Source organism: Micromonospora sp. NPDC003816 (assembly GCF_042874705.1).
GTDB lineage: Bacteria > Actinomycetota > Actinomycetes > Mycobacteriales > Micromonosporaceae > Micromonospora.
Window position 1 is genome coordinate 13,385 of record NZ_JBIANP010000003.1, and the last position, 22,951, is coordinate 36,335.

The window sequence follows — 22,951 nt, forward strand, 5'->3', positions numbered from 1 at the left end:
TGACCGAGTTGACCGGAAGGAGCCCGCGGTGAGTATCTCGCTCGTGCTGCTACCCCTCGCCGTCGCCGCGGTGGCCGCCGCCCACGGCGTCACCTCCCGTTCCGAACAGGAGGGCCGGATCGTCTGCGAGGTGCAGACCCGGATGCGGGACGAGAACCTGCTCGCCGCCGCGTTGCACGACACCGCCGCCGTGGTCGCCGTCGCGCCGGATTCGATCACCGCGGACTGGGCCGGTGTCCGGGCGAGCTTCCAGCGCGACGAGGCCGGCATCTGGTCGGCGCACTTCACCGGCGACATCGACGAGCCGAGGGCCGTGGAGGTGGTCCGCGCGGTCGACGTCGCGTACGGCCGGCAGGTCCAGCGGGCGGTGTTGGACCGGCTGCGGCAGCAGGCACCGGCCGCCGGGCTGCGGCTGGAGTCAGAGCAGGTCACCGACGACGACGCGGTCCGCCTGGTCTTCGCCGTGCAGGGAGCCCGCTCGTGACCGCCGAGCAGCCACGACTCGTGGTCACCGTGAGCAGCGAGGGCGTGGTCAGCGCCGAGACCCGGGGCATCCTGGGCGACCGGTGCCTGGACTACGTCGCGGTGCTGGAGGACCTGTTGGTCGCCCGGACGGTCAGCAGCGCCTACACCGCCGACCATGCCCGAACCCGGGACGTCGTACGACAGGAGGACCGAGATGTCGACCGCGCCTGACCCGGCCTGGACGCAGCAGGGCGTACCGGCGGCGCGAGCGGCGAACCCGGCCGCGAGTTGGAAGTGGCGCGTGCTGCACAGTTGGTGGCTGCTGCTGCCGATCGTCGGCATGAGCTGCCTCGGCGGCTTCGGGTTCCTCTTTGTCGGGCTGAAGGCGCGGCGGGCGGCGTGGTGGGTCTCCGGCATTGCCTACCTGGTGCTCGGCTGGACCGCCTTCATCCTGGTCGGCGAACTGGGCGAGACGGTCACCGACTGGGCCGTCGGGGGCGTCCTGGCGATCTGGATGACCAGCATCGTGCACGCGCTTGTGATCAATCCGTCCTGGCTGCGCTGGCGGGCGGGCTACCGCCCCTGGTACGCCGAGCCCGGTGGCCCGTACCCGCCCGTCGCGCTGGCCCCACCGCCCGGTGCGCCCGGCACGTCGTACCCGCCCCAGACCGGCTGGACCCCACCGCCCAGCCAGGCGTTTCCGCCCACCACGGCGTACCCGCCGGTCACCGGCGCCCAGCCGCCGGCCTACCCGCCGGCCCCGCTGTCGTCGGACTTCCCGCCGCCCCTGCCGGACTATCCGTCGGCGTTGTCCGAGCACCCGCCGCCGTTGCCGAGCCAGCAGTCGGGGGCGACGACCGTCGACCACGGTGGCGCGCCTGGCTCGCTCGACGTCAACTCCGCCCGGTGGGAGGAGTTCGCGGTGCTGCCCGGCTTCGACCCGGGCCGGGCGCGGCAGGTCGTCGACGCGCGGGACCGCCGGGGCGGGTTCGGCGGGCTCGCCGAGTTCACCGCCGCCGCGAATCTGGCCCCGCACGAGTACGCCCGGCTGCGTGACCGCCTCACCTGCACGCCGCCGGGCGGCCACCGGCCGGGATATCCGCCGTCCGGTCGCGTCCTGGATGTCTGAGGGCGGTCCGGCCCCGCGACGCGCGGCGACGACCGTCGCGCTGGCCCGCTTCCTGGCCGCCACCCGGGCCGAAGGTCCGGGGCTGCGCACCGCCGTCTGGGTCCAGGGCTGCGCGGTGCGCTGCGTCGGCTGCTTCAACCCGCACCTGTGGAGCTTCCGGGGCGGCGACGAGGTAGACCCGGCCGACCTGGTGCGGCGCGTGCTCGACGCACCGACCGAGGGGCTGACCCTGCTCGGCGGGGAGCCCTTCGACCAGGCGGCCGCGCTCGCCGAGGTGGCCGCCGGGGTACGCGACGCGGGTCGCTCGGTGATGACCTTCAGCGGCTACACGTACGCGCGACTGCGCGCGGCGGCCGGTGCCGGTCGGGACGACGTCGCCGCCCTGCTGGCCGCGACCGACCTGCTGGTCGCCGGGCCCTTCGAGGCCGACCGGATCGACCGGCGGCGACCCTGGGTGGGCTCCACCAACCAGGAGTTCGTGCTGCTCAGCAACACTTTTCCGAATCTGCTCGACGAGGTGTCGGGCAGCCCGGACCGGGTGGAGATCACTGTGGACACCAGCGGGCGGATCGCGGTGAACGGGTGGGCCGAGGCGGACGCCCTCGACGAGCTGCTGGCCTCGGTGAGCCGTCCGCAGCCGACGCGACACGGCGTGATCGGCTGGCCCGAACGGACCTGACGGCGGCCTGAGGTGGCCGAACAGTCCCGTTGCCGTGGTCATCGATGTGTATCAGGATGGCCGCAGCATCCGGCACACGGGGGTCGGGAGTCGGATATCCGAAGAGGAAGGACGTGGCACATCGTGGTGCCTTTCTCCGGCAGGAGGGTGATCGCCGCCATCGCGGCGGGCACCCTGGTGGGCACGGTGGCGCTGGTAGGACCGGCGACGGCGAGCCCGAACAACAACACGGTCAAGAAGCTCACCAAGGCGGTGACGGTCAAGGGCGTCATCACACACCTCGACCGGTTCCAGGCCATCGCCGACGCCAACGACGGCACCCGTGCCTCCGGTACGCCGGGCTACGACGCGAGCGCCGACTACGTGGCGAAGCTGCTCAAGAAGGCCGGCTACCAGGTCACCCGCCAGCAGTTCGACTTCGCTTTCTATGAGGAGTTCGGCTCCTCGTTCGCCCAGGTGGCGCCGAACGCGACCGACTACGCCGAGGGCGTCGACTACGAGCTGATGGACTACTCCGGCGACGGGGTGGGCCAGGGCCAGGTCGTCGCGGTGGACCTCAGCCTGACGCCGCCGCGCGCCTCCACGTCCGGCTGCGAGGCCAGCGACTTCGCCGCCGTCGACGTGGTCGGCAAGATCGCTCTGATGCAGCGCGGCACCTGCGGGTTCGGCGACAAGGTGGCCAACGCCGAGGCCGCCGGCGCGGTCGGCGCGATCGTGATGAACCAGGGCAACGGTACGCCGGAGGCCAACCCGGACCGCTACGACCTGTTCGCCGGCACCCTCGGTGCACCGGTCGGCATCCCGGCCGTCAGCGTCTCGTACGACGCCGGGGCGCAGTTCGCGGCGACGGCGGGTCTGGTCCTGCGGATCGAGGCCGACACCACCTCGGAGGTCCGCAGCACCGAGAACGTCTTCGCGCAGACCCGGCACGGCCGCACCGACAACGTCGTCATGGCCGGCGCGCACCTCGACTCGGACCCGGCCGGGCCGGGCTACAACGACAACGGCACCGGCAGCGCCGCGCTGCTGGAGGTGGCCCTCCAGATGGCGAAGGTCAAGCCGGCCAACGCGGTCCGGTTCGCCTGGTGGGGCGCGGAGGAGGCGGGCCTGGTCGGCTCGCAGTACTACGTGGACAGCCTGACCGAGCAGCAGGTCGGCGACATCGCCCTCTACCTCAACTTCGACATGATCGGGTCGCCGAACTACGTGTTCGGGGTCTACGACGGTGACGACTCGGCGCAGCAGGGTGCCGGACCGGGGCCGGAGGGGTCGGCACAGATCGAGCAGGTGTTCGAGAGGTTCTTCGCCTCCCGCAAGCTGCCGACCGTGCCGTCGGACTTCACCGGTCGCTCGGACTACGGCGCGTTCATCGCCGTCGACATCCCGGCCGGTGGCCTGTTCACCGGCGCGGAGGGCATCAAGACGGCCGAGGAGGCCGCCCTCTTCGGCGGGCTGGCGGGGGAGGCGTACGACCCCTGCTACCACCAGGCGTGCGACAGCCTGACGCCGGTCGCCGACGGTGCCGACCCGGCGTTGTACCGCGCCCTGAACAAGAAGTACAAGCTCCGGGGCAACGTCAACGTGCACGCGCTGGACGTCAACTCCGACGCGATCGCCGCCTCGGTGATCACGTTCGCGTACGACACCTCGGCCGTGAACGGTGTGCCGGGCAAGACGCCCGGCAAGGGGAAGGGCAAGGGCAAGGGGCACGGCCCCAAGCACGGACACCACCACCATGGGCACTCCTGGCGGTGACGCCGACCGGGCCGGGCTCCTCCGTGGGGCCCGGCCCGCACCGCTCACTGCCCGGGCATGGCCGAGCGGGTCAGCCGCCAGTGCTGCCGTCCGCCCTCGTCCCGGACGACCACGCCGTAGCGGGCCAGTTCGGTCCGCAGCTCGCCGGCCTCTTTGCCCCGGTCGTCGTCCATCGCCTTCTGCCGGGCTTTCAGCAGCGCGTCCGCGCCCGGCGGCAGGCCGGGCAACTCGGGCACCCAGAGCCGGTACGCGGCCCGGTGCGGGTCATCGTCCGCCCAGGGCCAGCCGTGCTCCCGGAACGCCCCGGCCAGGTCGGCGCCCGAAAGGTCGGAGCGCTGCCGGAGGAGTTCCTCGTCGTCCGCGCCGAGCAGCACCAGCTCCTTGCCGTCGCGGTAAGCCACCTGGGCGTCCCGCCGTGCGAACTCCCGCTCCTTGCCGCCGCGCCGTACGCGTACCCGGTCCACCGCCACCTCGACGACGACCTGATCGGCGGCCCCGAGAGCACCGAACACCAGCCCGGCCAGGACGCCGACCGCCACCCCGGCCGCCAGAGCCTGCTGGTCGGGCATGCGGTCGACCATGCGGAACAGCCCCTGCGCGGGGGCCCAGGACAGGCCGGCCACCCAGCCCGCCCCGGCCGCCAGCACCGCCCCCACGGCACCGCCCGCCAGCGGGAACCCGACCCAGAGCACCAGCGTCTCCAGCCGACCCCCGCTGACCACGGTCGGCCTGCCGTACGCCGTCACGCCACCTCCCGACGCGTCGTCCGCACCAACCCGACGACCATGGGTAGGACCAGCCACACCAGCAGGGAGACCGCGAGCCGGGCCCACTGCCCGGCGGTCACCTCCGGGGTGAACAGCGGCCCCATGGTGCGCCCGGTGTCCAACCACTCGGCGCTGCGGTTCAGCGGCCGGATCAGCCCGCCGAGGATCATCCAGACGTTCGGCAGCACCAGGTAGGAGACGATGGCCAGCGGCGTGTGCAGGAACAACAGGCCGAAGGCGGCGCCCATCAGCACACAGGACACCTGGAACACGACGGCGTGCAGGACCAACGCACCCTCGATTCGCCAGGTCCCGGCGCCGCCGGTGGCGTCGGCGATCAGGTTCGCCACGGCCGCCACGGCGAGACTGACCACCACCGACGCCAGGGCGGCCAGCACCACCGCGACGAGTTTGGCGATGATCACCCGGCCTCGGCGGGGTACCAGGGCGAAGGTGGTCAACGCGGTCCGCTGCGACCACTCGCTGGTGATCGAGAGGATGCCCAGCACCGGCAGCAGCAACCCGATCGGCAGCAGCGACGGGATGAAGAAGTCGACGAAGGTCTGCTCGGCGTCCTCCGCGTACACCAGTTGGATGGTGGCGATCAGGGCGGCGATCAGCGCGATGGTGATCAACAGCCAGCGTCCGGCCCGGGTGTCGACGAGCTTGCGCAGCTCCACCCGGGTCAGCCGGGTCAGTGACGGTGCCCGCTCGGCCGCCCGGCTGGCCGGCCGGGTGTCCTCGGGGGCGACGGTGGTGGTGGTCATCGGACGGGCTCCCTGGTCGGCTCGGTGGCGCTGGTCCCGGCGGTCTGTGATCCGCCGGTCGCGGTGAGGGTGAGAAAGAGCTGCTCCAGGCCGCCGCTCCCGGCCGGGCGCAGCTCGGTCAGGGCGACGCCGGCTGCCAGCGCGGCCTCGCCGACCGCGTCGGTGTCGGCGCGGACCACCAGCCCGTCGGTGCCCTCGCTGATCGGCAGGCCGGCGCGTTCCAGCGCGGTCCGCAGTGCGCCCCGGTCGCGGGCGCGCACCAGCGTGCCGCCGTCGGCCAGCAACTCCTCCTTGTCGCCCTGCGCCACGACCCGGCCGCCCCCGATCACCACCAGCCGGTCCGCCACCGCCTCGACCTCACGCAGCAGGTGGGAGGAGAGCAGCACGGTGCCGCCCCGGTCGGCGAAGTCGCGCAGCAGGCCGCGCATCCAGAAGATCCCCTCCGGGTCGAGGCCGTTGGCCGGCTCGTCCAGGACCAGCACCCGGGGGTCGCCCAGCAGCGCGTGCGCGAGGCCGAGCCGCTGACGCATCCCCAGCGAGTACGCGCCCACCCGCCGCCGGGCCGCGACCGCGTTCAGGCCCACCCGGTCGAGCACCTCTCCCACCGCGCGCCGGTCCACGCCCATCGTGGCCGCCGCCACCGCCAGTGCCTCCCGGCCGCTGCGTCCGGCGTGCTGGGCGGAGGCGTCCAGCAGGACACCGACGACGCGACCCGGGTTGGGCAGTCGGCGGTAGGGGTGCCCGGCGACGGTGGCGGTGCCGGAGGTCGGTGTGCTCAGCCCGCAGAGCATCCGCATCGTGGTCGACTTGCCGGCCCCGTTGGGCCCGAGGAAGCCGGTGACCGTGCCCGGTTCGCAGCGGAACGACACGTCATCGACGGCGGTGTGCCGTCCGTACCGTTTGGTGAGCTGGTCTACGACAATCATGCCGATCAGGCTGCCGGGGCCACCCGGCTGTCCGCAGCGGCCGCCGGTCGACACCGGCTAGACCAAGGTCGACCCCGAAGGACCGACTTTGGTCGCTGGCCGGAGCCCTCGACGACTGCCTACCATGACGTCTGTGACCAGCCCTGTCGTCCCCGAGCACCCGTGGCTGCTGCCCGGGGCGCTCGGTGCGGCCGACCGTAGCCCCCGTCGCACCATGCGGGACTGGCTGATCGACAGCACCTGCTTCCTGCTCTCGCTCGGCTGGGTGGTGCTGACCACGTTCGACGCCCTCGCACCGGCCCCGATCGTCGCCGAGCGGCTGCCGTACGGCTGGATGATCGTCGCGGACGCGGTCGTCGGGCTGGCCTGCACGGTGGCGCTCTGGTGGCGTCGTCGCTGGCCGCTCGGGCTTCTGCTGGTGACGTTGCCGCTGACCATGCTCTCGGTCACCTCGATCGCGGCGCTGCTGATCATCTACTTCACCGTGGTGGTGCATCTGCGGACCGCCGTGGCGTTGGCGGTCACCGCGGCCGCGCTGGTCTGCAACATGTTCTTCGCCCTGTTCCGCCCCGACCCGCAGAGCAGCTATTGGGCCGCGACCATCTGGGGCGTGGTGATCACCCTGCTGGTGATGGCCTGGGCGATGTTCGTACGGGCGCGTCGGCAACTGGTGCTGTCGCTGCGGGAGCGCGCCGAGCGGGCGGAGGCCGAGCAGCAGCTCCGGGTGGCCCAGGCCCAGCAGGTGGAGCGCACCCGGATCGCCCGCGAGATGCACGACGTGCTGGCCCACCGGATCTCCCTGCTCAGCCTGCACGCCGGTGCGCTGGAGTTCCGGCCCGACGCCAGCCCGGAGGAGGTCTCGCGGGCCGCCGGGGTGATCCGGGGCAGCGCGCACGCCGCCTTGCAGGACCTGCGTGAGGTGATCGGCGTCCTGCGGGCCGACACGTCGCTCACCGCCGAGCCGGAACGCCCGCAACCCACCCTCGACGACCTGCCCGCGCTGGTCGCCGAGTCCCGGGCCGCCGGTACCCGGGTGGACCTGCGGGACCGGGTCAGCGACCCGGAGCGGCTGCCCGCCGGTCTGGGGCGCAGCGTCTACCGGATCGTGCAGGAGGGGCTGACCAACGCCCGCAAGCACGCCGGGGGTGCGGCCGTGACGGTCGGGCTCAGCGGGGCGCCCGGCGACGGGCTGGCCGTGGAGATCCGCAACCGGTGGCCGGTGGGCGACGCCGTGCCGTCGATCCCGGGTACCGGAACCGGGCTGATCGGGGTCGCCGAGCGGGTCACCCTGGCGGGTGGGCGGTTGGAGCACGGCCGTGACGACAGCGGCGACTTCCGGCTCGCCGCCTGGCTGCCCTGGCCGGCGTCGTGACCGGACCCGAGCAGGCGCCGCCGGTGGCGGACCCGCAGCCGATCCGGGTCCTGATCGTGGACGACGACGCGCTGGTGCGCGCCGGGCTGTCGATGATCCTCGGCGGTACGCCGGACCTGGAGGTGGTCGGGGAGGCGGCCGACGGCGGCGAGGTGGTCCAGGCGGTCGCCACCTGCCGGCCGGACGTGGTGCTGATGGACATCCGGATGCCGAGGGTGGACGGGCTGGCGGCCACCGAGGCGCTGCGGGCGCTGCCCCGACCGCCGGAGGTACTCGTGCTGACCACCTTCGACGCCGACGAGCACGTCCTGCGGGCGCTGCGGGCCGGTGCCGGCGGCTTCCTGCTCAAGGACACCCCGCCGGCCCAGATCGTGCAGGCGGTACGCCGGGTGGCGGCCGGGGAGGCCACCCTGTCACCGACGGTCACCCGGACCCTCATCACGCACGTCACGGTGGGCACCGCGAGCGATCCCCGACAGGAGCGGGCCACCCGGCTGCTCGGCGGTCTCACCGACCGGGAACGCGCGGTGGCGATGGCCATCGGTCAGGGGCGGACGAACGCCGAGATCGCCAGCGAGCTGTTCATGAGCGTCGCCACCGTCAAGGCGTACGTCTCGCGGCTGTTGACCCGGCTCGGTCTGAACAACCGGGTGCAGGTCGCGCTCCTCGTGCACGACGCCGGGCTGGTCTGACCGGGGCCGGCGGCGACGGTCGGCACTCTCGGTTAACGGTGCGCCGAGCTGGTTTGAACTTTCCCGCTCGCCAGGCCGTATCAATGGGCGAGGTGCGGTGCTCAGGCGCATCGCCACCGAACTGCGGGAGGCCTGCCGTGCGAGTTGATGGTCAGTCGACGGATCCCATCGATCAGATTCTGGGCGAGTTGCCGGTCCCGACGCCGTTGACCCCCGAGGATGTCCGCGTAGCGGTCCGGGCGGTAGTAGTGCACGCGGCGGAGGAATGGCCCACCGGGCCACTCTGCCGCAACGACGGCGCGAGGTTCCCCTGCCGGCTGCATCGCTGGGGTCGGAAGGTGCTGCTCGACCACGGGCTCAACGAACGACAGCTCGATGCCCTCATCCGGCACGGGAATCCGTTCGTCCACGTACCGTTCCCGTTCCTGGTGAACGGGCCGCAACAGGGCCGCACTCCGGTCGCCCGCCCGGCCGGTGCCGAGCGGTCCGCCGGTCACCCGATGCGTGCGGGCGCGGCCGGATATCCGCCGAGGACGAACCCGGCCGGTTACCCGGCCCGGGGTCCGGTGCCGAGGGTGGCAGCGCCGGCCGCCCGGGCCGGTGTCCGAACCCCCGGCCGGCCGGTGGCACCCCCCGCCACCGCGCCGCGCTGGCCGCGGGCGAGCTGAGCGGGCTCGTCCGCCGACACGACGCCGGCCCGGGCGTACGGGCATCCCCCCGCCCAGCCCGGGCCGGCGTCGCGACTCAGCGGTAGCCGGGTGCGATCCCGCAGTCGGGTGCCGCCCAGTACGTGTTGTTCGTGCTGTTGTCGCGGTTGTTCTCGCGGCGTGAGTCCACGTGCACGTGCGAGTTGTGGCCACTCACCCCGGGGCCGATGATGCCGCTGAAGCCGTGGTTGCGCGCGGCGCGAGCGATCTGGCACAGCGAGCGGTTGTCGGAGACGAGGTCGGCCGCGTTGCCGTAGAGGTGCTGGCTGTTCGAGGCACCACCCACCTGGCTGTTGCAGGTGCGGCTGCGGAATCCGCTGGTCACCTCCAGCGGCTGGTCGCCGAGGCTCTTGCGCAGCGCCTCCAGCTTCCACATCGTACGCAGGGCGTTCTGCCGGGTCTGCGCGGTGGTCAGCGGACCACCGGTCCAGCCGCCCCGGCCACAGCCGTCGTCCATCTCGTTCCAGGTGAAGTGGCGCGGGGTGCAGTCGTTGTCCTGGATCTGGTACAGCTTCGCGAAGGTCTGCTGACCGGCGACCCCGTCGGACCGCAGTCCGTACGCGGACTGGAAACGGCGTACGGCGGCAGCGGTCTTCGGGCCGTACTGGCCGTCGAGCTCCACCACGTTGTTGTTGCCCGCCCAACCGGCGATCCGCAGTTGCAGCTCGCGGACGTCGCTGCCCGAGCTGCCCCGGGACAGCGTGCGGTTCCAGGTGTAGCAGCCGTCGGCATGGGCCGGCGGCGCGGCGACCGCAGAGGCGATCGCGGCACCTGGCACGGCCAGGGCGAGGGCGAGGACAGCCCGCTTCATCAGATGTGCGCGCACAGAGAGTCCTCCTGCTAGGAGAGCGAATGGGGTGGCATTCCGGGACGTGGACCGCCGTCCCGTGAATCCACACTCGCACCTCGACGGCCGGTTGGTGACGGTTAACGCGAATTCCTCTCGGGATGACCTGTGATTGTCGGTTGGCCCGGAATTAATCTGATTCCACGGAATCGGGCATTCACCCTGGCCATGCCGCAAAGGCGCGTGGCGGTACGGAAAGTCGCAGGTGACCGCAGGACGGGTGATGTCGCCGGGCCGAGGTGGCCCGGTAACCTCAGCGCGGGCGACGACGGGGAGGCGGGCGTGGCACGCGGAGGCATCTTCTGCGTCGAGGGCCAGTGGCACCGGGACCTCAACGAGCGGGGATCGGTGCTGCCCACCCTCGAACTGCTCGAACGGCTGGGCAAGGTCCGCTTCATCCACAAGGACGCGGCCACCCGGGACGAGCTGTTCTACTTCGTCGACCGCTGGCTGCTCAAGCAGTACGCCGACCACCGGCTCGGCTTCTTCGCCATGCACGGCGAGCCGAATCGGCTGTGCCTGACCGACTGGCAGTCGGTCGAGCTGACCGAGGTGGCGGAGTTGATGGCCGGGCGCTGCGAGGGGCGTCGGCTCTACTTCGGCAGTTGTTCGGTCCTGCGCGCCCCCGAGTCGGTGCTGCGGGAGTTCCTCGAGGTGACCGGCGCGGCGTTGATCTGCGGCTTCACCCGCGAGGTGGACTGGGTCGAGTCGGCGGCGTTCGAGACCGTGCTGCTCGACGTACTCGCCAACGGTCGGCGGCACAACGCCGCCGAGCTGCGGATGGGCTCGGCGCACTGGGCGCCGCTCGCCTCCTACCTCGGCTTTCGGGTGATCTACGCCAACGGCCGCGCCTGGCGACCCTCGGCGCGTCCCCGGGTGCCCCGCCAGTCGTCCGTGGGCCGGATCGGCTGACGACTGGTACAAACGAACGATGCCACGCACGATCGCTCGTAACACCCGCGTCGACCGCGACGACCTGCTCGCCTTCGTCCGCCCCCGGCACCGGGTGGTGCTGATGACCACCCGTCCGGACGGTCGGCCGCAGTCCTCGCCGGTCAGCGCCGGGGTGGACGCCGACGGCCGACTGGTGATCTCCACCTATCCGGAACGCGCGAAAGTCTCCAACATCCGCCGCGACCCCCGGGTGTCGGCGTGTGTGCTCTCCGACGACTGGAACGGACCCTGGGTGCAGCTCGACGGCACCGCCGAGGTCCTCGACCTGCCCGACGCCCTGGAGCCGCTGGTGGAGTACTTCCGCAGCATCTCCGGGGAACACCCGGACTGGGACGACTACCGGGCGGCGATGGTGCGGCAGGGCAAGTCGCTGATCCGGGTGACCATCACCTCGTGGGGCCCGGTCGCCACCGGCGGTTTCCCGGCCCGACTGGCCGACTGACGACGGGCGGGGCACGGCTCCCGCCGTGCCCCGCCCGCCCCGGTGGTGGGTGTCAGTGTCCGGCCGTCGCGTACGTCGCGCAGCCGATCAGCTCCATTGACACCTGCAACCGCTCCAGGCTGATGTTCTTGGCGATGGTGTCCTCCGGGCTGTGGTACGGCGGCTCCAGCAGCGCCGGAGACTCCTCACCCCGCCAGGAGAAGTTGGCGCTGGCGATGCCGACCTCCTGGAACGACTGGTGGTCACTGGCGCCGCGCTGGGTCACCGGGGAGATCTGCGGCTGGTAGCCGAGCCGCAGCGCCGCAGCGGAGACCTCGTCGGTGGCCCGGTTGGCCTCGCCGGTGAAGGAGAGCAGCCAGTACCGCGTCGCCGGGTCCCAGCTCGTGGCGACCATGTCGTTCTGGTAGACGGCGAGGATCCGGTCCCGCTCCACCTGCGGCAGCTCCCGCACGTAGTAGCGCGAGCCGATCAGGCCCTGCTCCTCCGAGCCCCAGAGGCCGAACCGGACCGTGGCGTTGATCGGGATCGCCTTCAGCACCCGGGCCAGTTCCAGGCAGAGCACGGTGCCGGAGCCGTCGTCGTTGGCGCCCGGCGCGCCGATCACCGAGTCGTAGTGCGCGCTGACCATGACCACCGGGCCGTTCGCGCCGGACCGCCCACGCCGCTCGGCCAGCACGTTGTACGAGGTCAGGCCGCGGTGCGCGGTGGTGGCGACGGTGAGGGTGAGCGGTCCGGCGGCGAGCAGCGCCCGCAGCCGGTGCTTCTGCGCCTGGGCGACGCCGACCACCGGGATGCCCAGCGGCGTGGCGGCGGAGCCGGGCAGGGTGGGCGAGAACGCCGACGCGCGGCGCGGCTCGACCAGATCGGCCGGGAGGAAGACCACACCGGCCGCACCGGCGGCCACCGCCCGCGCCGCCACCGCCTCCCGCTGGGCGGCGACGTAGTCCACCAGCACGATCTTGCCGGCGACGTCGGCGGTGAAGTCCGCCGCCGCACCGGCCCGCACGTCGACGACCGCGGCGGTGACCGAGGTGTCCAGGGCGGCGTGGGCGCTGGCCCCGACCTGCCAGTTCAGGTCGGTCGGCAGGCCGGCGGGGGAGCTGAGCTGGGCGAGGAACTTGTCGGCCACCGGAAACGGTTGCAGCGTGGTGTCGTACCGCAGCTTGTCGAACTGGCCCGCGAGGTAGTTCGCGGCCCGGCGCTCGGACTCGGTGCCGCCGATGCGCGGGCCGATGTCCTCGGAGAGCACCTTCAGGTGTTCCAGCGCCCGGCGGGGGGAGAGCTGGGCGATGACCTTGCGGTCCTGGGGGGTGAGCTTGGGCGGGCGGTGTGCGCCCGGCCGCTTGTCGTCGGCGGCCCAGGCCGGTGCCGGGAGTGCCACGGTGGCCGCCCCGCCGAGTGCGACGGTGAGCATGCGTCGACGGTTGAACACAGTGGAGCTGGACGATTCGTGCGAGGGTGTCACGGCGTCGTCGAGGGATGACAAGAGCAAGCCTCCTGATTCGAGGTACGGACCCGGGAGTCAGGGGTGAACATCCCGGGTCACTGCGGCTCGAATCTAACCCGCTAGCTGCTCGTTCTCAAGATCGAGGAATTAGTATGCGGCAGTGAACCGCATATTCCGGAAACGCGGGCTCTCGATTTCGTCGACCACCGCGACCGCCAGATCCTCGTAGCTGAGCGCGCTGCGGCCATCGTCGTCGGTCACTGGCTGCTCGGTGCCGGTGCGGTACCGTCCGGTGCGCTCGCCGGGATGGAACTCCAGCGGCGGCGGGGACAGGTAGGTCCAGGTGACACCGTCGGCAGCGGACCGGTAGACGTCCAGCGCGTCGGCCTGGCCGAGCGCGGCCTCCCGGTAGTCGGCGGGGAAGTCCGGCTCGTCGAGCAACCGGCCCCCGGTCGGCGTGAGCAGGGTGGACCCGCCGCCGACGTGGATCACGCGGGGCGCGGCCGGCATCCCGCCCAGCACGTGGAGCAGCGTCCGGGCCGCGTCCGGCCACAGCGTACGGTCGCCACCGCCGATCGCCACCACCAGCGCGTCGGCGTCCGGCGCCAACTCCCGTACGCTGCGCTCGCTGGTGGCGTCCCCGGTGACCACGCGTACGGCCGGTGGCAGGTACGAGACGGCCTCCGGTCGGCGTACCGCGGCCACCACCCGGTGTCCCCGGTCGACCGCCTCCACCACGATGCGGGAACCCGCGGTGCCGCCCGCCCCGAACACGACGATGTTGCTCACCACCCCAGGCTATGGACCGGGCCCGGGGAGCGTCGGTGGAACGGCGATCCTTCAGTCCACCAGTGCGGATGGTCCTTCAGTCCACCAGGGCGGAGTAGACGAGCTGCCTCAGCTGCGCGCGCAGCGGCCAGGTGCTCGACGGCATGAGCTGGGTGAACAGCAGGGCGGTGAGCTGCTCCGCCGGGTCGACCAGGAACGCGGTGCTGGCCACCCCGCCCCAGTAGTACTCGCCCACGCTGCTCGGCAGCCGGCTCGGCACCGGGTCGTCGACCACCGCGAAGCCGAGGCCGAACCCGATGCCGTCCAGCGTCGTCTCGGCGAACCCGCCGGTGGACAGCGTGCCCAGGTCACCGCCGCCGGGCAGGTGGTTGCGGGTCATCAGGCGCACCGTACGCGGGCCGAGCAGGCGTACCCCGTCGAGCTCGCCGCCGCGCAGCAGCATCTGGGTGAACCGGTGGTAGTCGGCGGCCGACGAGATCAGGCCACCGCCGCCGGAGAGGAGACTCGGCTTCGCGTACGCTAGGTCGCCGAGCCGGTCGTGCCGGACCGCCCGACCGGTGGCCGGGTCCGGCACGTAGAGCGCGGCCAGCCGCTCGGCGTCGGCCCCCGCCACGTGCCAGCGGGTGTCGGTCATGCCCAGCGGATCCAGCATCCGTTCGCGCAGGAAGGTGTCCAGGCTCTGCCCGGAAACCACCTCGATCAGCCGGCCCAGCACGTCGGTGGCGACCGAGTAGCCCCACGCGGTGCCGGGCTGGAACAGCAGTGGCAGCTCACCGAAGACCCGGGAGGCCTCGGCCAGGTCCACGCCCGACGGCGGGTACAGGTCGTACCCGGCGGCCCGGTACAGGCCGTCGACCACCGAGGTCTGCATGAAGCCGTACGTCAGCCCGGAGGTGTGACTGAGCAGGTGCCAGACCCGGATCGGCTCGATCGCCGGCACCGTGTACGGCTTCAGCGTCGAGCCCTTCGAGTAGACCCGCATGTCGGCGAACTCGGGCAGCCAGCGGCCGATCTCGTCGGTCAGCTCGAAACGGCCCTCCTCCCAGAGCATCATCGCCGCCACCGAGGTGATCGGCTTGCTCATGGAGTAGATCCGCCAGAGCGTGTCCGCCTCGACCGGCGTGCCCGCCTCGCGGTCGCGCAGCCCGTACGCCGCGCTGTGCGCGATCTCGCCGCGCCGGGTGACCAGCACCTGGAAACCGGCGAGCCGACCGTCGTCGACGTACCGACCGAAGTGCGCGTCGATCCGAGCCAGCCGGGCCGGGTCGAAACCGACCTCGGCCGGCGCGATGCTGCGTGCCATGCTCATCCGACCGAACCTACCGGCCGGTACGCGGGCCGGGAACGAAAGGTCGTCGGTGTCACTGGCTAGGCTCCGCCTCATGCCGGAGCCGATCGAGGGCGTCACCTTCCACGACGAGGACTGGTACGCCGAGGAGCTGACCGACCGGCGTTTCGTCGGGTGCACCTTCCACCGCGTCGACCTGACCGAGGCCACCAGCCGGGGTGCCGTCTTCGACGGCTGCACCTTCGGCGACGTGCTGTTCAACGTCTCCCGGCACGTCGACTCGGCCTTCACCCGGTGCGTCTTCACCCGCTGCAACCTGTTCGAGGCGGAGTTCACCGGCTGCAAGTTCGTGGGCAGCAGCTTCGACCGGTGCGATCTGCGTCCGCTGACCGTCGACGGCGGCGACTGGTCGTTCGTCACGCTCGCTGGCGCCGACCTGCGGGGCGTGCGCCTCACCGGCGTACGCATGCGGGAGGCCGACCTCTCCGGTGCCGACCTGACCGGCGCGACCGTGAGTGGCGGCGACCTCTCCGACGTGCAGTGGCGCGGAGCCCGGCTGTCCGGTGCGGACCTGCGCGGCAGTGACCTCTCCGGTCTGGATCCGACCGCCGTGCACCGCTCCGGCGCGATCGTCGACGCGGTGCAGGCCGTCATGATGGCCCGCGCCCTCGGCTTCCAGGTCCTCGGCTGAGCCGTCCGTGGCGACGAACCGGCCACGACGCCGCACTAGCGCGCCGGGTGTCGGTGATGCGAATGTGAGACGGCCCCGCGTCCGGGTCGAGCGTGCCGGCGTGATTCCGGTCCGGCAGAAGTGGAGAGTCGGTGGCGGAGGAGAAGCCCGCGCAGCCGGTCGGGCCGGCGTCGCACCGCACCCGGGCGGGCCGCCGCCGCGCGGAATCGGCCCGACCCTCGCCACCGACAGCGCCACCGTCGGCCGAAGGGGAGACCCGGGCAGCCGCCCGACGGCTCGCCCGCGCCCGGCGACGTCGGCGCACCACGGTGGAGGCGGTCGCCGCCCTCGCCGGTCTGCTGGCCCTCGTCGGCTACGTCAACTGGTGGTCGGAGCCGGTGCCGGACGACCAGCCGGACCCGGACGGCCTGCCGGCGGTGGTCGGGCGTCCGGCGCTGCCCAGCGCCACCGCCGACGCCGACGCCATGCCGGGCCTGCGACCGCGCGAGCGCAGTCCGAGCCCCTCGCCGAGTGCCGTCGTGGTGCCCACGCCCGCCCCGCCGGCCGCGCCGCCGACGCTGACGCTCGGCCGGGCCGACATCCCGGCGACGGTGGACCTGACCGAGGCGGGCCGCCGCGACTGGCTGCACTGGGGCCTCGGCGGCACCACCAGCCCGATACGCAAGCGCGACGGCTCCGCCTCCCTGCGTGACCTGGGCGGACAGGGCGACCGGGACAGCTGGGACGGCAACCAGGAACTGTTCCGGTGGCGCGACGGCGCGCCGGTGAACTCGGCCGGCGACGTCGCGGACGGGGTCTACACCTGCGGTGCGGGCAACGGTTTCCGGCTCGCCGTCGTCGCCGACGGTCAGCCGCGTACCGCCACCGTCTATCTCGGCGTCTGGATGGCCCGCGGTCGGCTCGACGTACGCGTGGGCGACGACGGGCCACGCCGGACGCTGCGTCTGGAGGAGCGGCACACCAGCCTCTCTTCGGGCGTGACGGTCCGGTTCGAGGCGCCGCAGGGCACCCGTGTCCTGCTCACCTGGACGGTGGAGGAGACGTTCACCCCGCACTGCGGCAACGTCGGCCTCCAGGCCGTCGCACTGCGCTGACCTGCCCCCGGCACGGTTCTCCAGTAGCGTGGTCGGTGACCGATCATGATCGAGGAGGACCGATGACGTCGGGCGAGAAGGTAGTGGACAGCCCCACCGACTGGGTGGCCGAGCACATCGACAGGTACGTCGAGACCGACGGTGCCGAGGGACACGAGTGGCAGCCGGGCGTGTTCACGTTGCTGCTGACCACCCGGGGCCGGCGCAGCGGCGCCCTCCGCCGGACCGCGTTGATCTACCGGCGGCACGGCGACGCGTACGTGGTGGTCGCCTCCCAGGGCGGCGCTCCCCGACACCCCGCCTGGTATCTGAACCTGCTCGCGGACCCGGAGGCCCAGGTCCAGGTCGCGGCCGAGCGCTTCACCGCACGGGCCCGCACCGCCACGGCCGAGGAGAAGGCCCGGCTCTGGCCGGACATGGTCGCCGTCTGGCCGGCGTACGACGACTACCAGACCAAGACCGACCGGGACATCCCCGTGGTGTTGCTGGAACGCCTCTGACGGCAGCCGTACCCGCCGTCGGGCAGTTTGTCCGTCGGGTCGCCTCCACCGGACCGTACCGTCCTGCTGTCCGGGTTCGACTGTCCTGTGTGGAGGCCAGGCTGATGAGCAGCAGCAGTACCCTCCGTCCGTCCCCGCCCACCGGCGAGCCGGTCGGAACGGCGTTGCGGGAGATCCCGCTGCCGCCGTACGTGACCGCCGAGGACGCCCAGTTCGCCGTCCGTGCCGTCGTGGTGCACGCGCCCCGAAGATGGTCCGGCGGCACAGTCTGTCGCAACGACGCCAGCCCGCACCCGTGCCGGCTGCACCGCTGGGGCACCCGCGTGCTGGCGCTGCGCGGCCTGCGTGACTCCGAGATCGCCGCCCTCATCGAACGCGGCGATCCCGCCGCTCCCGTCCCCCCGCCCAAGATGCAAGGAAGGGCCCCCTCCTAACGCCTGCGGTATAGCAGGGGTCCCCTCCTAACATCAGGGAAACCTCGTCGGGTACCCGTTCGCAGAGCTTTCACACCCGGTTAATCAATCGACGGTGGTCTACTTGACGGATGCCTCCAGAGCGGGCACCGTGGGCAGTGGAGGGGCCTTGAGCTGCCCCGATGCGGCGGTGGGCGACCGCTGCCCGGCGAGCCGCGCCGGGTGTGGTCGGCCTGGAAAGGCCGCCACATCCGTACCCGGTGTGCGGGCCGAGTGCCGGTCCGCTCACGGACTGGCCGGCAGTGTGCCTCCGGCACCGGGAGTCGAGAACCCACGAGGAGTCCCGCCATGCTCACGATGACCGACAACGCCGTCCTGGTGATCCGTGATCTCGCCAACCAGCAGGACGTGGCCGAGGGCGGTGGGGTACGCATCGCCGCGGACACCACCGCCGGATCGCTCACCGTCGAGCTGGTCGCCGCGCCGGTCGCGGGTGATCAGGTGGTCGACAACCAGGGCGCCCGCATCTTCCTCGACTCCGACGCCGCCGACCTGCTCGGCGACGCCGCGGTCGACGCGACCGTCGACGACGAGGGCGTGGTGCAGTTCGGGTTCACCGAGCAGCAGTAGCCGCAGGCTCAGCCCGCGCGGCGGTGCTCCCCGCCACGGGGCCGTGGGGGCGGGACGGGCCCCGGGGGCCGGGCTCCACCACCGCTGGTACGCCCCAGTGTGGCCAGCACGTGTGCCAGGTGGTGCGAGGTGCTCCAGGCCACCCAGTTGGTCGCCGACCCGGCTCCGGCGACCCGACGCGCCCGGCGCACGATCTCGTGGTCGCCCCAGGAGAAGCCGGCGCCCGTCGACGGCCAGTGCGGCGCGGACACCAGTTCACGGCAGAGGTCGGCGACCCGCTCGTCGCCGCGCCGACCCCGCCGCGACCACCGGTAGAGCCACCACGCGTCAACGTCGGTGTAGCGGACCGTCGGCAGCCGGTCCGCCGGTTCCGCGCCGGGCGCGGCGGAGGCGACGCCGTAGTCACCGAACCCCACCCCGAGGTCGGCCAGCCGCCGCCAGAGCAGCCAGTCCCAACGGTCCAGCCGGACCGGTTCGTCGGTGGGCAGTCGGGCCAGTGCCGGGGGCATCCCGCCCGCCACCACGGTGACCGTGCGCCACGCGTGCCGTCGGGCCCAGTCCCGCGCCCGGCGTACCCGGGGCTCCGTCGTGCGGATGTCCGCCGGGCAGCACACGTCACCGCAGTCGAGCACCAGGTCGCACTGCTCGGGGGCCAGTCGCGCGTACCGCCAGATCCGTTCCACGGCGGTCGTGGCGGCGTCGGGTCCGGCCCGGTCCAGGCGGATCCGCAGGCGCACCACGGCCCGGCCGCAGTACGCCCGGGCGGTGACCCCGTGCGCCGCGAGCCGCTGGTCACCGTCGGTCAGACCGATCACCGGCACCAGCGGTACGCCCCATCGCAGCGGCTCGGCACCGGCCGGATCGGGCAGCGCGCCCACGTCGACGGCCGGGATCAGCCCCGGCGGCAACCGGTTCACGGCTTCCACGATGGATCTGTCGAGTTCGGACACGTGCAGGATCGGGGCGATCAGCGGGGCGAGGGCGTCGTCGAGGTGGCCGAGCGCGTCCAGTTCGCCCCGCCGTGCGGGGAGGACGGGACGGTAGACCGGTTCCGTCGCCCAGCCCCGGTGGGCGGGCACCATAATTAAATGTAGCCAGGTGATTACCCAGCTCACAGGGCATGCAGCCGGAAATTCGGCGGAACTCTGTCAGCTCCGCGACTGTCATCGCGGGGCACCGACAGCGCGACACCCCGGGCGGCGGGTGCCGCTCCGGGGTGTCCATCGGCCGTCACCGGCCCGCTGCCGACCGGTCAGTCGTCGTCGCGGTCGTCATCGTCATCGTCGTCGTCGCGGTCGTCGTCGCCGTCGTACCGCTCCTTCTCGGCCTTGAGCACCTCGCCGGTCTCCCGGTCGACGTCGATCTCGTGCTCGACGTCGCCGTTGACGATCTCGACCTCCCAGACCGGGCGCTTGTTCTCCCGGTCCCGGTCGATCTCGGTGATCCGACCGCCGCCGGCGTGCGCCAGGGCGATCTCACCGGCCCGCTCGCGGCTCACCTTGTCGGCGGGGTCCGGCGTGCCGGTGCCGGCCGGCGGGGTGGCCGTGGTCGGGTCGGCGGGCGGGGCCACGGTGCCGGGGTCGGTCGGCGGGGCGACCGTGCCCGGGTCAGCCGGGGGCGTGACCGCGTCGGGAGCGGCCGGGGTGGTCTCCTCCGGCGCGGCGGTCGCCGCGGTCAGCGTGGTCTGCCGCGCGCGGTCGGTGTCGGCCGCCGTGACGCCCAGGAAGATCCCGGCCGCCGCGAGGACCGCCGCGGCGCCGCCGACCGACGCCAGGATCAGGGGGTTGCGCTTCATTGGTGCCACCTCTCCTCGGTTGATGCACACAGCATCTGTCGCGGCGGGATAGCGGCGCGCTGTCCGAACACTAAGGCCGGGTTAAAAGCGCTAGGGACCGGTCGCGGCGATCTTCGGCGTGCCCAGGACGAGCACCACCTCGGCGCCGCCACCGGGACGTTCGCCCAGTTCCAGCCGGCCGCCGCTGGCCTGGGCGGCCCGGCGGGCGATGTCCAGCCCCAGGCCGGTCGACCCGGCCTGGCTGGCTCCGCGCCGAACCGACTCGGCGGCGATGCCGGGGCCCTCGTCGGCCACCGCCAGCACCACCCGGTCGCCGTCGGGAGCGAGTCGCACGGCGAAGGCGGTGCCGTCGGGGGTGTGCGCGAAGACGTTGCCGAGCAGCGCGTCCACCGCCGCCGCCAGCTCGTCGACGGGGACGCCGACCGGCAGCGGGCCGGGTGCCAGGTCGAGGTCGACCGCTCGGCCGGTCTCCTCGGCCAGCACCGACCAGAAGGCCACCCGCTCGGTCACCGTCGCCACGGCGTCGGTGACCACCGCACCGTCGGCGGGCGTACGCCAGCGGGCCTGCCGGATCAGACCGGTGACCGCCCGTTCCAGCCCGTCCACCGCACCGGCGATCCGGGCGGCGTCCTGCGGATCGGTCAGCGACTCGGCCTCCAGCCGCAGCGCGGTCAGCGGGGTCCGCAACCGGTGGGACAGGTCGGCCACCTGCTCGCGTTCCTGCACCAGCAGTTCCTGGATCCGTCCGGCCAGGTGGTTGAGGGCACCACCCACCTCGCGCAGCTCCGCCGGCCCGGACGGCTCGACCCGCGCGTCCAGTTCGGCGTTGGCCAGCCGGTGCGACACCGCCGACAGCTCACCGATCGGGCGGACCAGGGTGCGGGCCAGCCGGTCGGCCACCGCGAGACCGATCAGCACCAGCAGCAGTCCGAGCAGGGAGAGCACCAGCCAGGCCCGGTCCACCCCGTGGGTCAGCTCGGCCTCGGAGACGAAGGTGCGGATGACCGCGGTGCCGTCCGTACGGCCCTGTACCGCGATCACCACCTCGCGGCCCTCCGGCGTCTCGGCCGTCAGGCTCTGCCCCCGGGCGGCCAGCTCGACGGCGGGCGTCCGCGGTGCCGGCGCGCCGAGCTGTTCGCCGTCGGGGAGGAAGACACTGACCGGGCGGCCGGACTGGACGAGTTGGTCGACGGTCAGCCGGACGGTCTCGGAGTCGGCGGTGCCGACCACCGGGGCGAGACCCTGCACGTCGGCGGTGGCCCGTGCGGTCGCCCGGTCCTCGGCGGAGGTCCGCAGCAGCAGCGCCAGCGGCACCAGGAAGGCGATCACGATGAGCACGCTGACGGCGGTGACCAGCAGTGCCAGGCGCGCCCTCATCGTGGTGCCTCGGGCGAGACCAGCCGGACCCCCACCCCGCGTACGGTGTGCAGGTAACGCGGCTGCTGGGCGCTCTCGCCGAGTTTGCGACGCAGCCAGGACAGGTGCACGTCCACGGTCTTGTCCGCCCCGCCGTACGGGATCTGCCACACCTCGGTGAGCAGCTCCCGTTTCGTCACCACCTCACCGACCCGGCCGGCCAGGTGCCGCAGCAGGTCGAACTCGCGCGGCGTCAACTCGACCGGCGTGCCGTCCAGGCTGACCTGCCGTGCCCGGGGGTCGATCCGCAGCCCACCGACGACCATGGTCGGGTCCTCCTCGGCCGGTCCGCCCGGCCCGCGTCGCAGCACCGCGCGGACCCGCGCGTCGAGTTGGGCGGCGGTGAACGGCTTGACCACGTAGTCGTCGGCCCCGGCGTCGAGGACCCGGACGACCTCCGTCTCGTCGTCGCGGGCGGTCGCGACGATGACCGGCACCGCGCTGACCGCGCGCAGCATCCGGAGCAGCTCGCGGCCGTCCAGGTCGGGCAGCCCGAGGTCGAGCACGACCAGGTCGGGGCGGTCGTCGAGCGCGTCGCGGAGCCCGGCCATCGCGGTGGACGCCGCCGCCACCGCGTGTCCCCGTTCGCGCAGCGCCCGCACCAGCGGGTTGCGGATGGTCAGGTCGTCCTCGATGAGCAGCAGGCGGGCCACAGCAGGCAGGGTATATCCGCTCGGGCGCGACGGCGGCGTCCGTTAACCCTCCCTTAGCCTTCCCCGAAGGTGGCCCCAACCCGCGATCAGGGATAGTCGGGTGATGGGACGTCGCACGCTCCTCGCCGTCGCCGGGTGGCTGGCCACCGCGGTGGTCGCCACGCTGATCGGAGTCGCCGCCATCCGGCTGGTGGGGGAGAGCCTCACCGGCACGCCGGGCGGCGTCCGCAGCCAGGAGGAGATCGCCCGCGAACTGGCCGCGCCGCCCCGGACGACCGGACCGACGACCGGTACGCCGGGCCCGACCGGCTCGCCGGACCCGGCGGCCACCGCTCCGGTGAGCCCGACCGCCTCCACGAGTCCCACCCCGGAGACGTCCCACCGGCGCAGCTTCTCCAACCAGGGCGGCAGCGTGGTGGCCAAGTGCGTGCCGGGCGGGGTGTGGCTGGCGTCCTGGTCGCCGAAGCAGGGTTACTCGGTCGAGGACGTGGACCGGGGCCCGGACGACGACGCCGAGGTGAAGTTCGTCGGCCCGAGCGGCGAGCACGAGCTGTCGGTGCGGTGCGCCGGTGGCGTGCCGGTGCTGGACCCGGACGACGACTGACGACACACACCCGACTGCGGAAGTTCCGTCGCAGGTCAGAGGCTTGATCGAGATGCCGATTGTCCTTGATCGGACAGCCTGTCGTGTGGCTGTCGACGGGGAACGCGACATACGTTCGATGCACAAAGG

Annotated in this window: 27 protein-coding genes; 16 read left to right on the forward strand and 11 right to left on the reverse strand. The window is 72.8% G+C overall.

The window, feature by feature from the left end; translation table 11 throughout:
• The first annotated feature begins 28 nt into the window (after nucleotides 1-28).
• The 5 genes from ACFYTT_RS10920 (at nucleotide 29) to ACFYTT_RS10940 (ending at nucleotide 4,028) form a co-directional block, all read left to right on the forward strand.
• Nucleotides 29-484: a hypothetical protein gene (locus tag ACFYTT_RS10920; protein WP_131054252.1), complete on the forward strand. Its 456-nt coding sequence runs from the start codon at nucleotides 29-31 to the stop codon at nucleotides 482-484.
• Nucleotides 481-696, forward strand: coding sequence for a DUF2997 domain-containing protein (locus ACFYTT_RS10925; RefSeq protein ID WP_357218573.1), 216 nt, complete (start codon nucleotides 481-483; stop codon nucleotides 694-696). Before ACFYTT_RS10920 ends, ACFYTT_RS10925 begins: the two co-directional genes overlap by 4 nt.
• Nucleotides 680-1,594, forward strand: a complete 915-nt coding sequence (locus tag ACFYTT_RS10930) for a helix-hairpin-helix domain-containing protein (protein ID WP_176092832.1) — start codon at nucleotides 680-682, stop codon at nucleotides 1,592-1,594. Before ACFYTT_RS10925 ends, ACFYTT_RS10930 begins: the two co-directional genes overlap by 17 nt.
• A complete protein-coding gene (locus ACFYTT_RS10935) occupies nucleotides 1,587-2,273 on the forward strand; it encodes a 4Fe-4S single cluster domain-containing protein (protein ID WP_176092833.1) in 687 nt (228 codons plus the stop codon). Before ACFYTT_RS10930 ends, ACFYTT_RS10935 begins: the two co-directional genes overlap by 8 nt.
• A gap of 123 nt (nucleotides 2,274-2,396) precedes the next feature.
• Complete coding sequence (locus ACFYTT_RS10940; protein ID WP_387258702.1) at nucleotides 2,397-4,028, forward strand: M28 family metallopeptidase; 1,632 nt, start codon at nucleotides 2,397-2,399, stop codon at nucleotides 4,026-4,028.
• A gap of 44 nt (nucleotides 4,029-4,072) precedes the next feature.
• Here the strand turns inward: ACFYTT_RS10940 and ACFYTT_RS10945 are convergent, their stop codons facing one another.
• From ACFYTT_RS10945 to ACFYTT_RS10955, 3 genes are read right to left on the reverse strand one after another with little or no spacing between them, the layout of a single operon-like run.
• A complete protein-coding gene (locus ACFYTT_RS10945) occupies nucleotides 4,073-4,774 on the reverse strand; it encodes a hypothetical protein (protein WP_387258703.1) in 702 nt (233 codons plus the stop codon).
• Nucleotides 4,771-5,562, reverse strand: coding sequence for an ABC transporter permease (locus tag ACFYTT_RS10950; RefSeq protein ID WP_131054257.1), 792 nt, complete (start codon nucleotides 5,560-5,562; stop codon nucleotides 4,771-4,773). The genes ACFYTT_RS10945 and ACFYTT_RS10950 overlap by 4 nt, the downstream gene beginning before the upstream one ends.
• Entirely contained in the window at nucleotides 5,559-6,488 is a 930-nt protein-coding gene (locus ACFYTT_RS10955) for an ATP-binding cassette domain-containing protein (RefSeq protein ID WP_357218579.1), read from the reverse strand. Before ACFYTT_RS10955 ends, ACFYTT_RS10950 begins: the two co-directional genes overlap by 4 nt.
• Nucleotides 6,489-6,621: 133 nt before the next feature.
• On the opposite strand from ACFYTT_RS10955, the gene ACFYTT_RS10960 reads away from it, so the two are divergent.
• The 3 genes from ACFYTT_RS10960 (at nucleotide 6,622) to ACFYTT_RS10970 (ending at nucleotide 9,220) form a co-directional block, all read left to right on the forward strand.
• Complete coding sequence (locus ACFYTT_RS10960) at nucleotides 6,622-7,860, forward strand: sensor histidine kinase (protein WP_131057202.1); 1,239 nt, start codon at nucleotides 6,622-6,624, stop codon at nucleotides 7,858-7,860.
• Nucleotides 7,836-8,552, forward strand: a complete 717-nt coding sequence (locus ACFYTT_RS10965; protein ID WP_131057200.1) for a response regulator transcription factor — start codon at nucleotides 7,836-7,838, stop codon at nucleotides 8,550-8,552. The genes ACFYTT_RS10960 and ACFYTT_RS10965 overlap by 25 nt, the downstream gene beginning before the upstream one ends.
• Before the next feature lie 338 nt (nucleotides 8,553-8,890).
• Complete coding sequence (locus ACFYTT_RS10970) at nucleotides 8,891-9,220, forward strand: hypothetical protein (protein ID WP_254876737.1); 330 nt, start codon at nucleotides 8,891-8,893, stop codon at nucleotides 9,218-9,220.
• 76 nt (nucleotides 9,221-9,296) lie between these two features.
• Here ACFYTT_RS10970 and ACFYTT_RS10975 read toward each other — a convergent pair whose 3' ends face one another.
• A complete protein-coding gene (locus ACFYTT_RS10975) occupies nucleotides 9,297-10,085 on the reverse strand; it encodes a M15 family metallopeptidase (RefSeq protein WP_131055283.1) in 789 nt (262 codons plus the stop codon).
• A 303-nt stretch (nucleotides 10,086-10,388) separates the two neighbouring features.
• On the opposite strand from ACFYTT_RS10975, the gene ACFYTT_RS10980 reads away from it, so the two are divergent.
• Together ACFYTT_RS10980 and ACFYTT_RS10985 are read left to right on the forward strand one after the other, a co-directional pair.
• Nucleotides 10,389-11,018 (forward strand): DUF6642 family protein, encoded by a 630-nt coding sequence (locus ACFYTT_RS10980; RefSeq protein WP_131055281.1) that lies wholly within the window; start codon nucleotides 10,389-10,391, stop codon nucleotides 11,016-11,018.
• A 19-nt stretch (nucleotides 11,019-11,037) separates the two neighbouring features.
• Nucleotides 11,038-11,502: a PPOX class F420-dependent oxidoreductase gene (locus ACFYTT_RS10985; RefSeq protein ID WP_131055279.1), complete on the forward strand. Its 465-nt coding sequence runs from the start codon at nucleotides 11,038-11,040 to the stop codon at nucleotides 11,500-11,502.
• A 52-nt stretch (nucleotides 11,503-11,554) separates the two neighbouring features.
• Here ACFYTT_RS10985 and ACFYTT_RS10990 read toward each other — a convergent pair whose 3' ends face one another.
• From ACFYTT_RS10990 to ACFYTT_RS11000, 3 genes are all read right to left on the reverse strand, one after another.
• A complete protein-coding gene (locus tag ACFYTT_RS10990; protein ID WP_131055277.1) occupies nucleotides 11,555-12,916 on the reverse strand; it encodes a M28 family peptidase in 1,362 nt (453 codons plus the stop codon).
• 180 nt (nucleotides 12,917-13,096) lie between these two features.
• On the reverse strand, nucleotides 13,097-13,738 hold the full coding sequence (locus ACFYTT_RS10995) for an NAD(P)-dependent oxidoreductase (protein ID WP_131055275.1): 642 nt from the start codon (nucleotides 13,736-13,738) through the stop codon (nucleotides 13,097-13,099).
• A 76-nt stretch (nucleotides 13,739-13,814) separates the two neighbouring features.
• Nucleotides 13,815-15,047 (reverse strand): serine hydrolase domain-containing protein, encoded by a 1,233-nt coding sequence (locus ACFYTT_RS11000; RefSeq protein ID WP_387258705.1) that lies wholly within the window; start codon nucleotides 15,045-15,047, stop codon nucleotides 13,815-13,817.
• Between the two features lie 73 nt (nucleotides 15,048-15,120).
• On the opposite strand from ACFYTT_RS11000, the gene ACFYTT_RS11005 reads away from it, so the two are divergent.
• From ACFYTT_RS11005 to ACFYTT_RS11025, 5 genes are all read left to right on the forward strand, one after another.
• Nucleotides 15,121-15,717, forward strand: a complete 597-nt coding sequence (locus ACFYTT_RS11005) for a pentapeptide repeat-containing protein (RefSeq protein ID WP_387258707.1) — start codon at nucleotides 15,121-15,123, stop codon at nucleotides 15,715-15,717.
• 131 nt (nucleotides 15,718-15,848) lie between these two features.
• Nucleotides 15,849-16,811 carry a hypothetical protein gene (locus ACFYTT_RS11010; protein WP_387258709.1) on the forward strand — a complete coding sequence of 321 codons (963 nt, stop codon included), beginning with the start codon at nucleotides 15,849-15,851 and terminating at the stop codon, nucleotides 16,809-16,811.
• A gap of 62 nt (nucleotides 16,812-16,873) precedes the next feature.
• The gene (locus ACFYTT_RS11015; protein ID WP_131057061.1) at nucleotides 16,874-17,311 is read left to right on the forward strand and encodes a nitroreductase family deazaflavin-dependent oxidoreductase; all 438 of its coding nucleotides are present in this window, start codon (nucleotides 16,874-16,876) and stop codon (nucleotides 17,309-17,311) included.
• A gap of 104 nt (nucleotides 17,312-17,415) precedes the next feature.
• A complete protein-coding gene (locus ACFYTT_RS11020; RefSeq protein WP_131057063.1) occupies nucleotides 17,416-17,745 on the forward strand; it encodes a hypothetical protein in 330 nt (109 codons plus the stop codon).
• Between the two features lie 327 nt (nucleotides 17,746-18,072).
• Nucleotides 18,073-18,354 (forward strand): adhesin, encoded by a 282-nt coding sequence (locus ACFYTT_RS11025; protein ID WP_131057065.1) that lies wholly within the window; start codon nucleotides 18,073-18,075, stop codon nucleotides 18,352-18,354.
• A gap of 8 nt (nucleotides 18,355-18,362) precedes the next feature.
• Here the strand turns inward: ACFYTT_RS11025 and ACFYTT_RS11030 are convergent, their stop codons facing one another.
• From ACFYTT_RS11030 to ACFYTT_RS11045, 4 genes are all read right to left on the reverse strand, one after another.
• Complete coding sequence (locus ACFYTT_RS11030) at nucleotides 18,363-19,436, reverse strand: beta family protein (RefSeq protein ID WP_176092841.1); 1,074 nt, start codon at nucleotides 19,434-19,436, stop codon at nucleotides 18,363-18,365.
• A 170-nt stretch (nucleotides 19,437-19,606) separates the two neighbouring features.
• Entirely contained in the window at nucleotides 19,607-20,149 is a 543-nt protein-coding gene (locus tag ACFYTT_RS11035; protein WP_387258712.1) for a PepSY domain-containing protein, read from the reverse strand.
• A gap of 90 nt (nucleotides 20,150-20,239) precedes the next feature.
• Nucleotides 20,240-21,526 (reverse strand): HAMP domain-containing sensor histidine kinase, encoded by a 1,287-nt coding sequence (locus ACFYTT_RS11040; RefSeq protein ID WP_176092843.1) that lies wholly within the window; start codon nucleotides 21,524-21,526, stop codon nucleotides 20,240-20,242.
• Nucleotides 21,523-22,218 carry a response regulator transcription factor gene (locus tag ACFYTT_RS11045; protein ID WP_176092844.1) on the reverse strand — a complete coding sequence of 232 codons (696 nt, stop codon included), beginning with the start codon at nucleotides 22,216-22,218 and terminating at the stop codon, nucleotides 21,523-21,525. The genes ACFYTT_RS11040 and ACFYTT_RS11045 overlap by 4 nt, the downstream gene beginning before the upstream one ends.
• A gap of 103 nt (nucleotides 22,219-22,321) precedes the next feature.
• On the opposite strand from ACFYTT_RS11045, the gene ACFYTT_RS11050 reads away from it, so the two are divergent.
• On the forward strand, nucleotides 22,322-22,822 hold the full coding sequence (locus tag ACFYTT_RS11050; protein WP_387258715.1) for a septum formation initiator: 501 nt from the start codon (nucleotides 22,322-22,324) through the stop codon (nucleotides 22,820-22,822).
• Nucleotides 22,823-22,951: the final 129 nt, after the last annotated feature.

Excerpts from the sequence above, each read along its gene's own strand:
- ACFYTT_RS10930 (WP_176092832.1), top strand. The coding sequence starts at position 680 with ATGTCGACCGCGCCTGACCCGGCCTGGACGCAGCAGGGCGTACCGGCG.
- ACFYTT_RS10935 (WP_176092833.1), top strand. The coding sequence starts at position 1,587 with ATGTCTGAGGGCGGTCCGGCCCCGCGACGCGCGGCGACGACCGTCGCG.
- ACFYTT_RS10950 (WP_131054257.1), bottom strand. The coding sequence starts at position 5,562 with ATGACCACCACCACCGTCGCCCCCGAGGACACCCGGCCGGCCAGCCGG.
- ACFYTT_RS10955 (WP_357218579.1), bottom strand. The coding sequence starts at position 6,488 with ATGATTGTCGTAGACCAGCTCACCAAACGGTACGGACGGCACACCGCC.
- ACFYTT_RS10985 (WP_131055279.1), top strand. The coding sequence starts at position 11,038 with ATGCCACGCACGATCGCTCGTAACACCCGCGTCGACCGCGACGACCTG.
- ACFYTT_RS10990 (WP_131055277.1), bottom strand. The coding sequence starts at position 12,916 with ATGCTCACCGTCGCACTCGGCGGGGCGGCCACCGTGGCACTCCCGGCA.
- ACFYTT_RS11000 (WP_387258705.1), bottom strand. The coding sequence starts at position 15,047 with ATGAGCATGGCACGCAGCATCGCGCCGGCCGAGGTCGGTTTCGACCCG.
- ACFYTT_RS11005 (WP_387258707.1), top strand. The coding sequence starts at position 15,121 with ATGCCGGAGCCGATCGAGGGCGTCACCTTCCACGACGAGGACTGGTAC.
- ACFYTT_RS11015 (WP_131057061.1), top strand. The coding sequence starts at position 16,874 with ATGACGTCGGGCGAGAAGGTAGTGGACAGCCCCACCGACTGGGTGGCC.
- ACFYTT_RS11020 (WP_131057063.1), top strand. The coding sequence starts at position 17,416 with ATGAGCAGCAGCAGTACCCTCCGTCCGTCCCCGCCCACCGGCGAGCCG.
- ACFYTT_RS11025 (WP_131057065.1), top strand. The coding sequence starts at position 18,073 with ATGCTCACGATGACCGACAACGCCGTCCTGGTGATCCGTGATCTCGCC.
- ACFYTT_RS11030 (WP_176092841.1), bottom strand. The coding sequence starts at position 19,436 with ATGGTGCCCGCCCACCGGGGCTGGGCGACGGAACCGGTCTACCGTCCC.
- ACFYTT_RS11035 (WP_387258712.1), bottom strand. The coding sequence starts at position 20,149 with ATGAAGCGCAACCCCCTGATCCTGGCGTCGGTCGGCGGCGCCGCGGCG.
- ACFYTT_RS11040 (WP_176092843.1), bottom strand. The coding sequence starts at position 21,526 with ATGAGGGCGCGCCTGGCACTGCTGGTCACCGCCGTCAGCGTGCTCATC.
- ACFYTT_RS11050 (WP_387258715.1), top strand. The coding sequence starts at position 22,322 with ATGGGACGTCGCACGCTCCTCGCCGTCGCCGGGTGGCTGGCCACCGCG.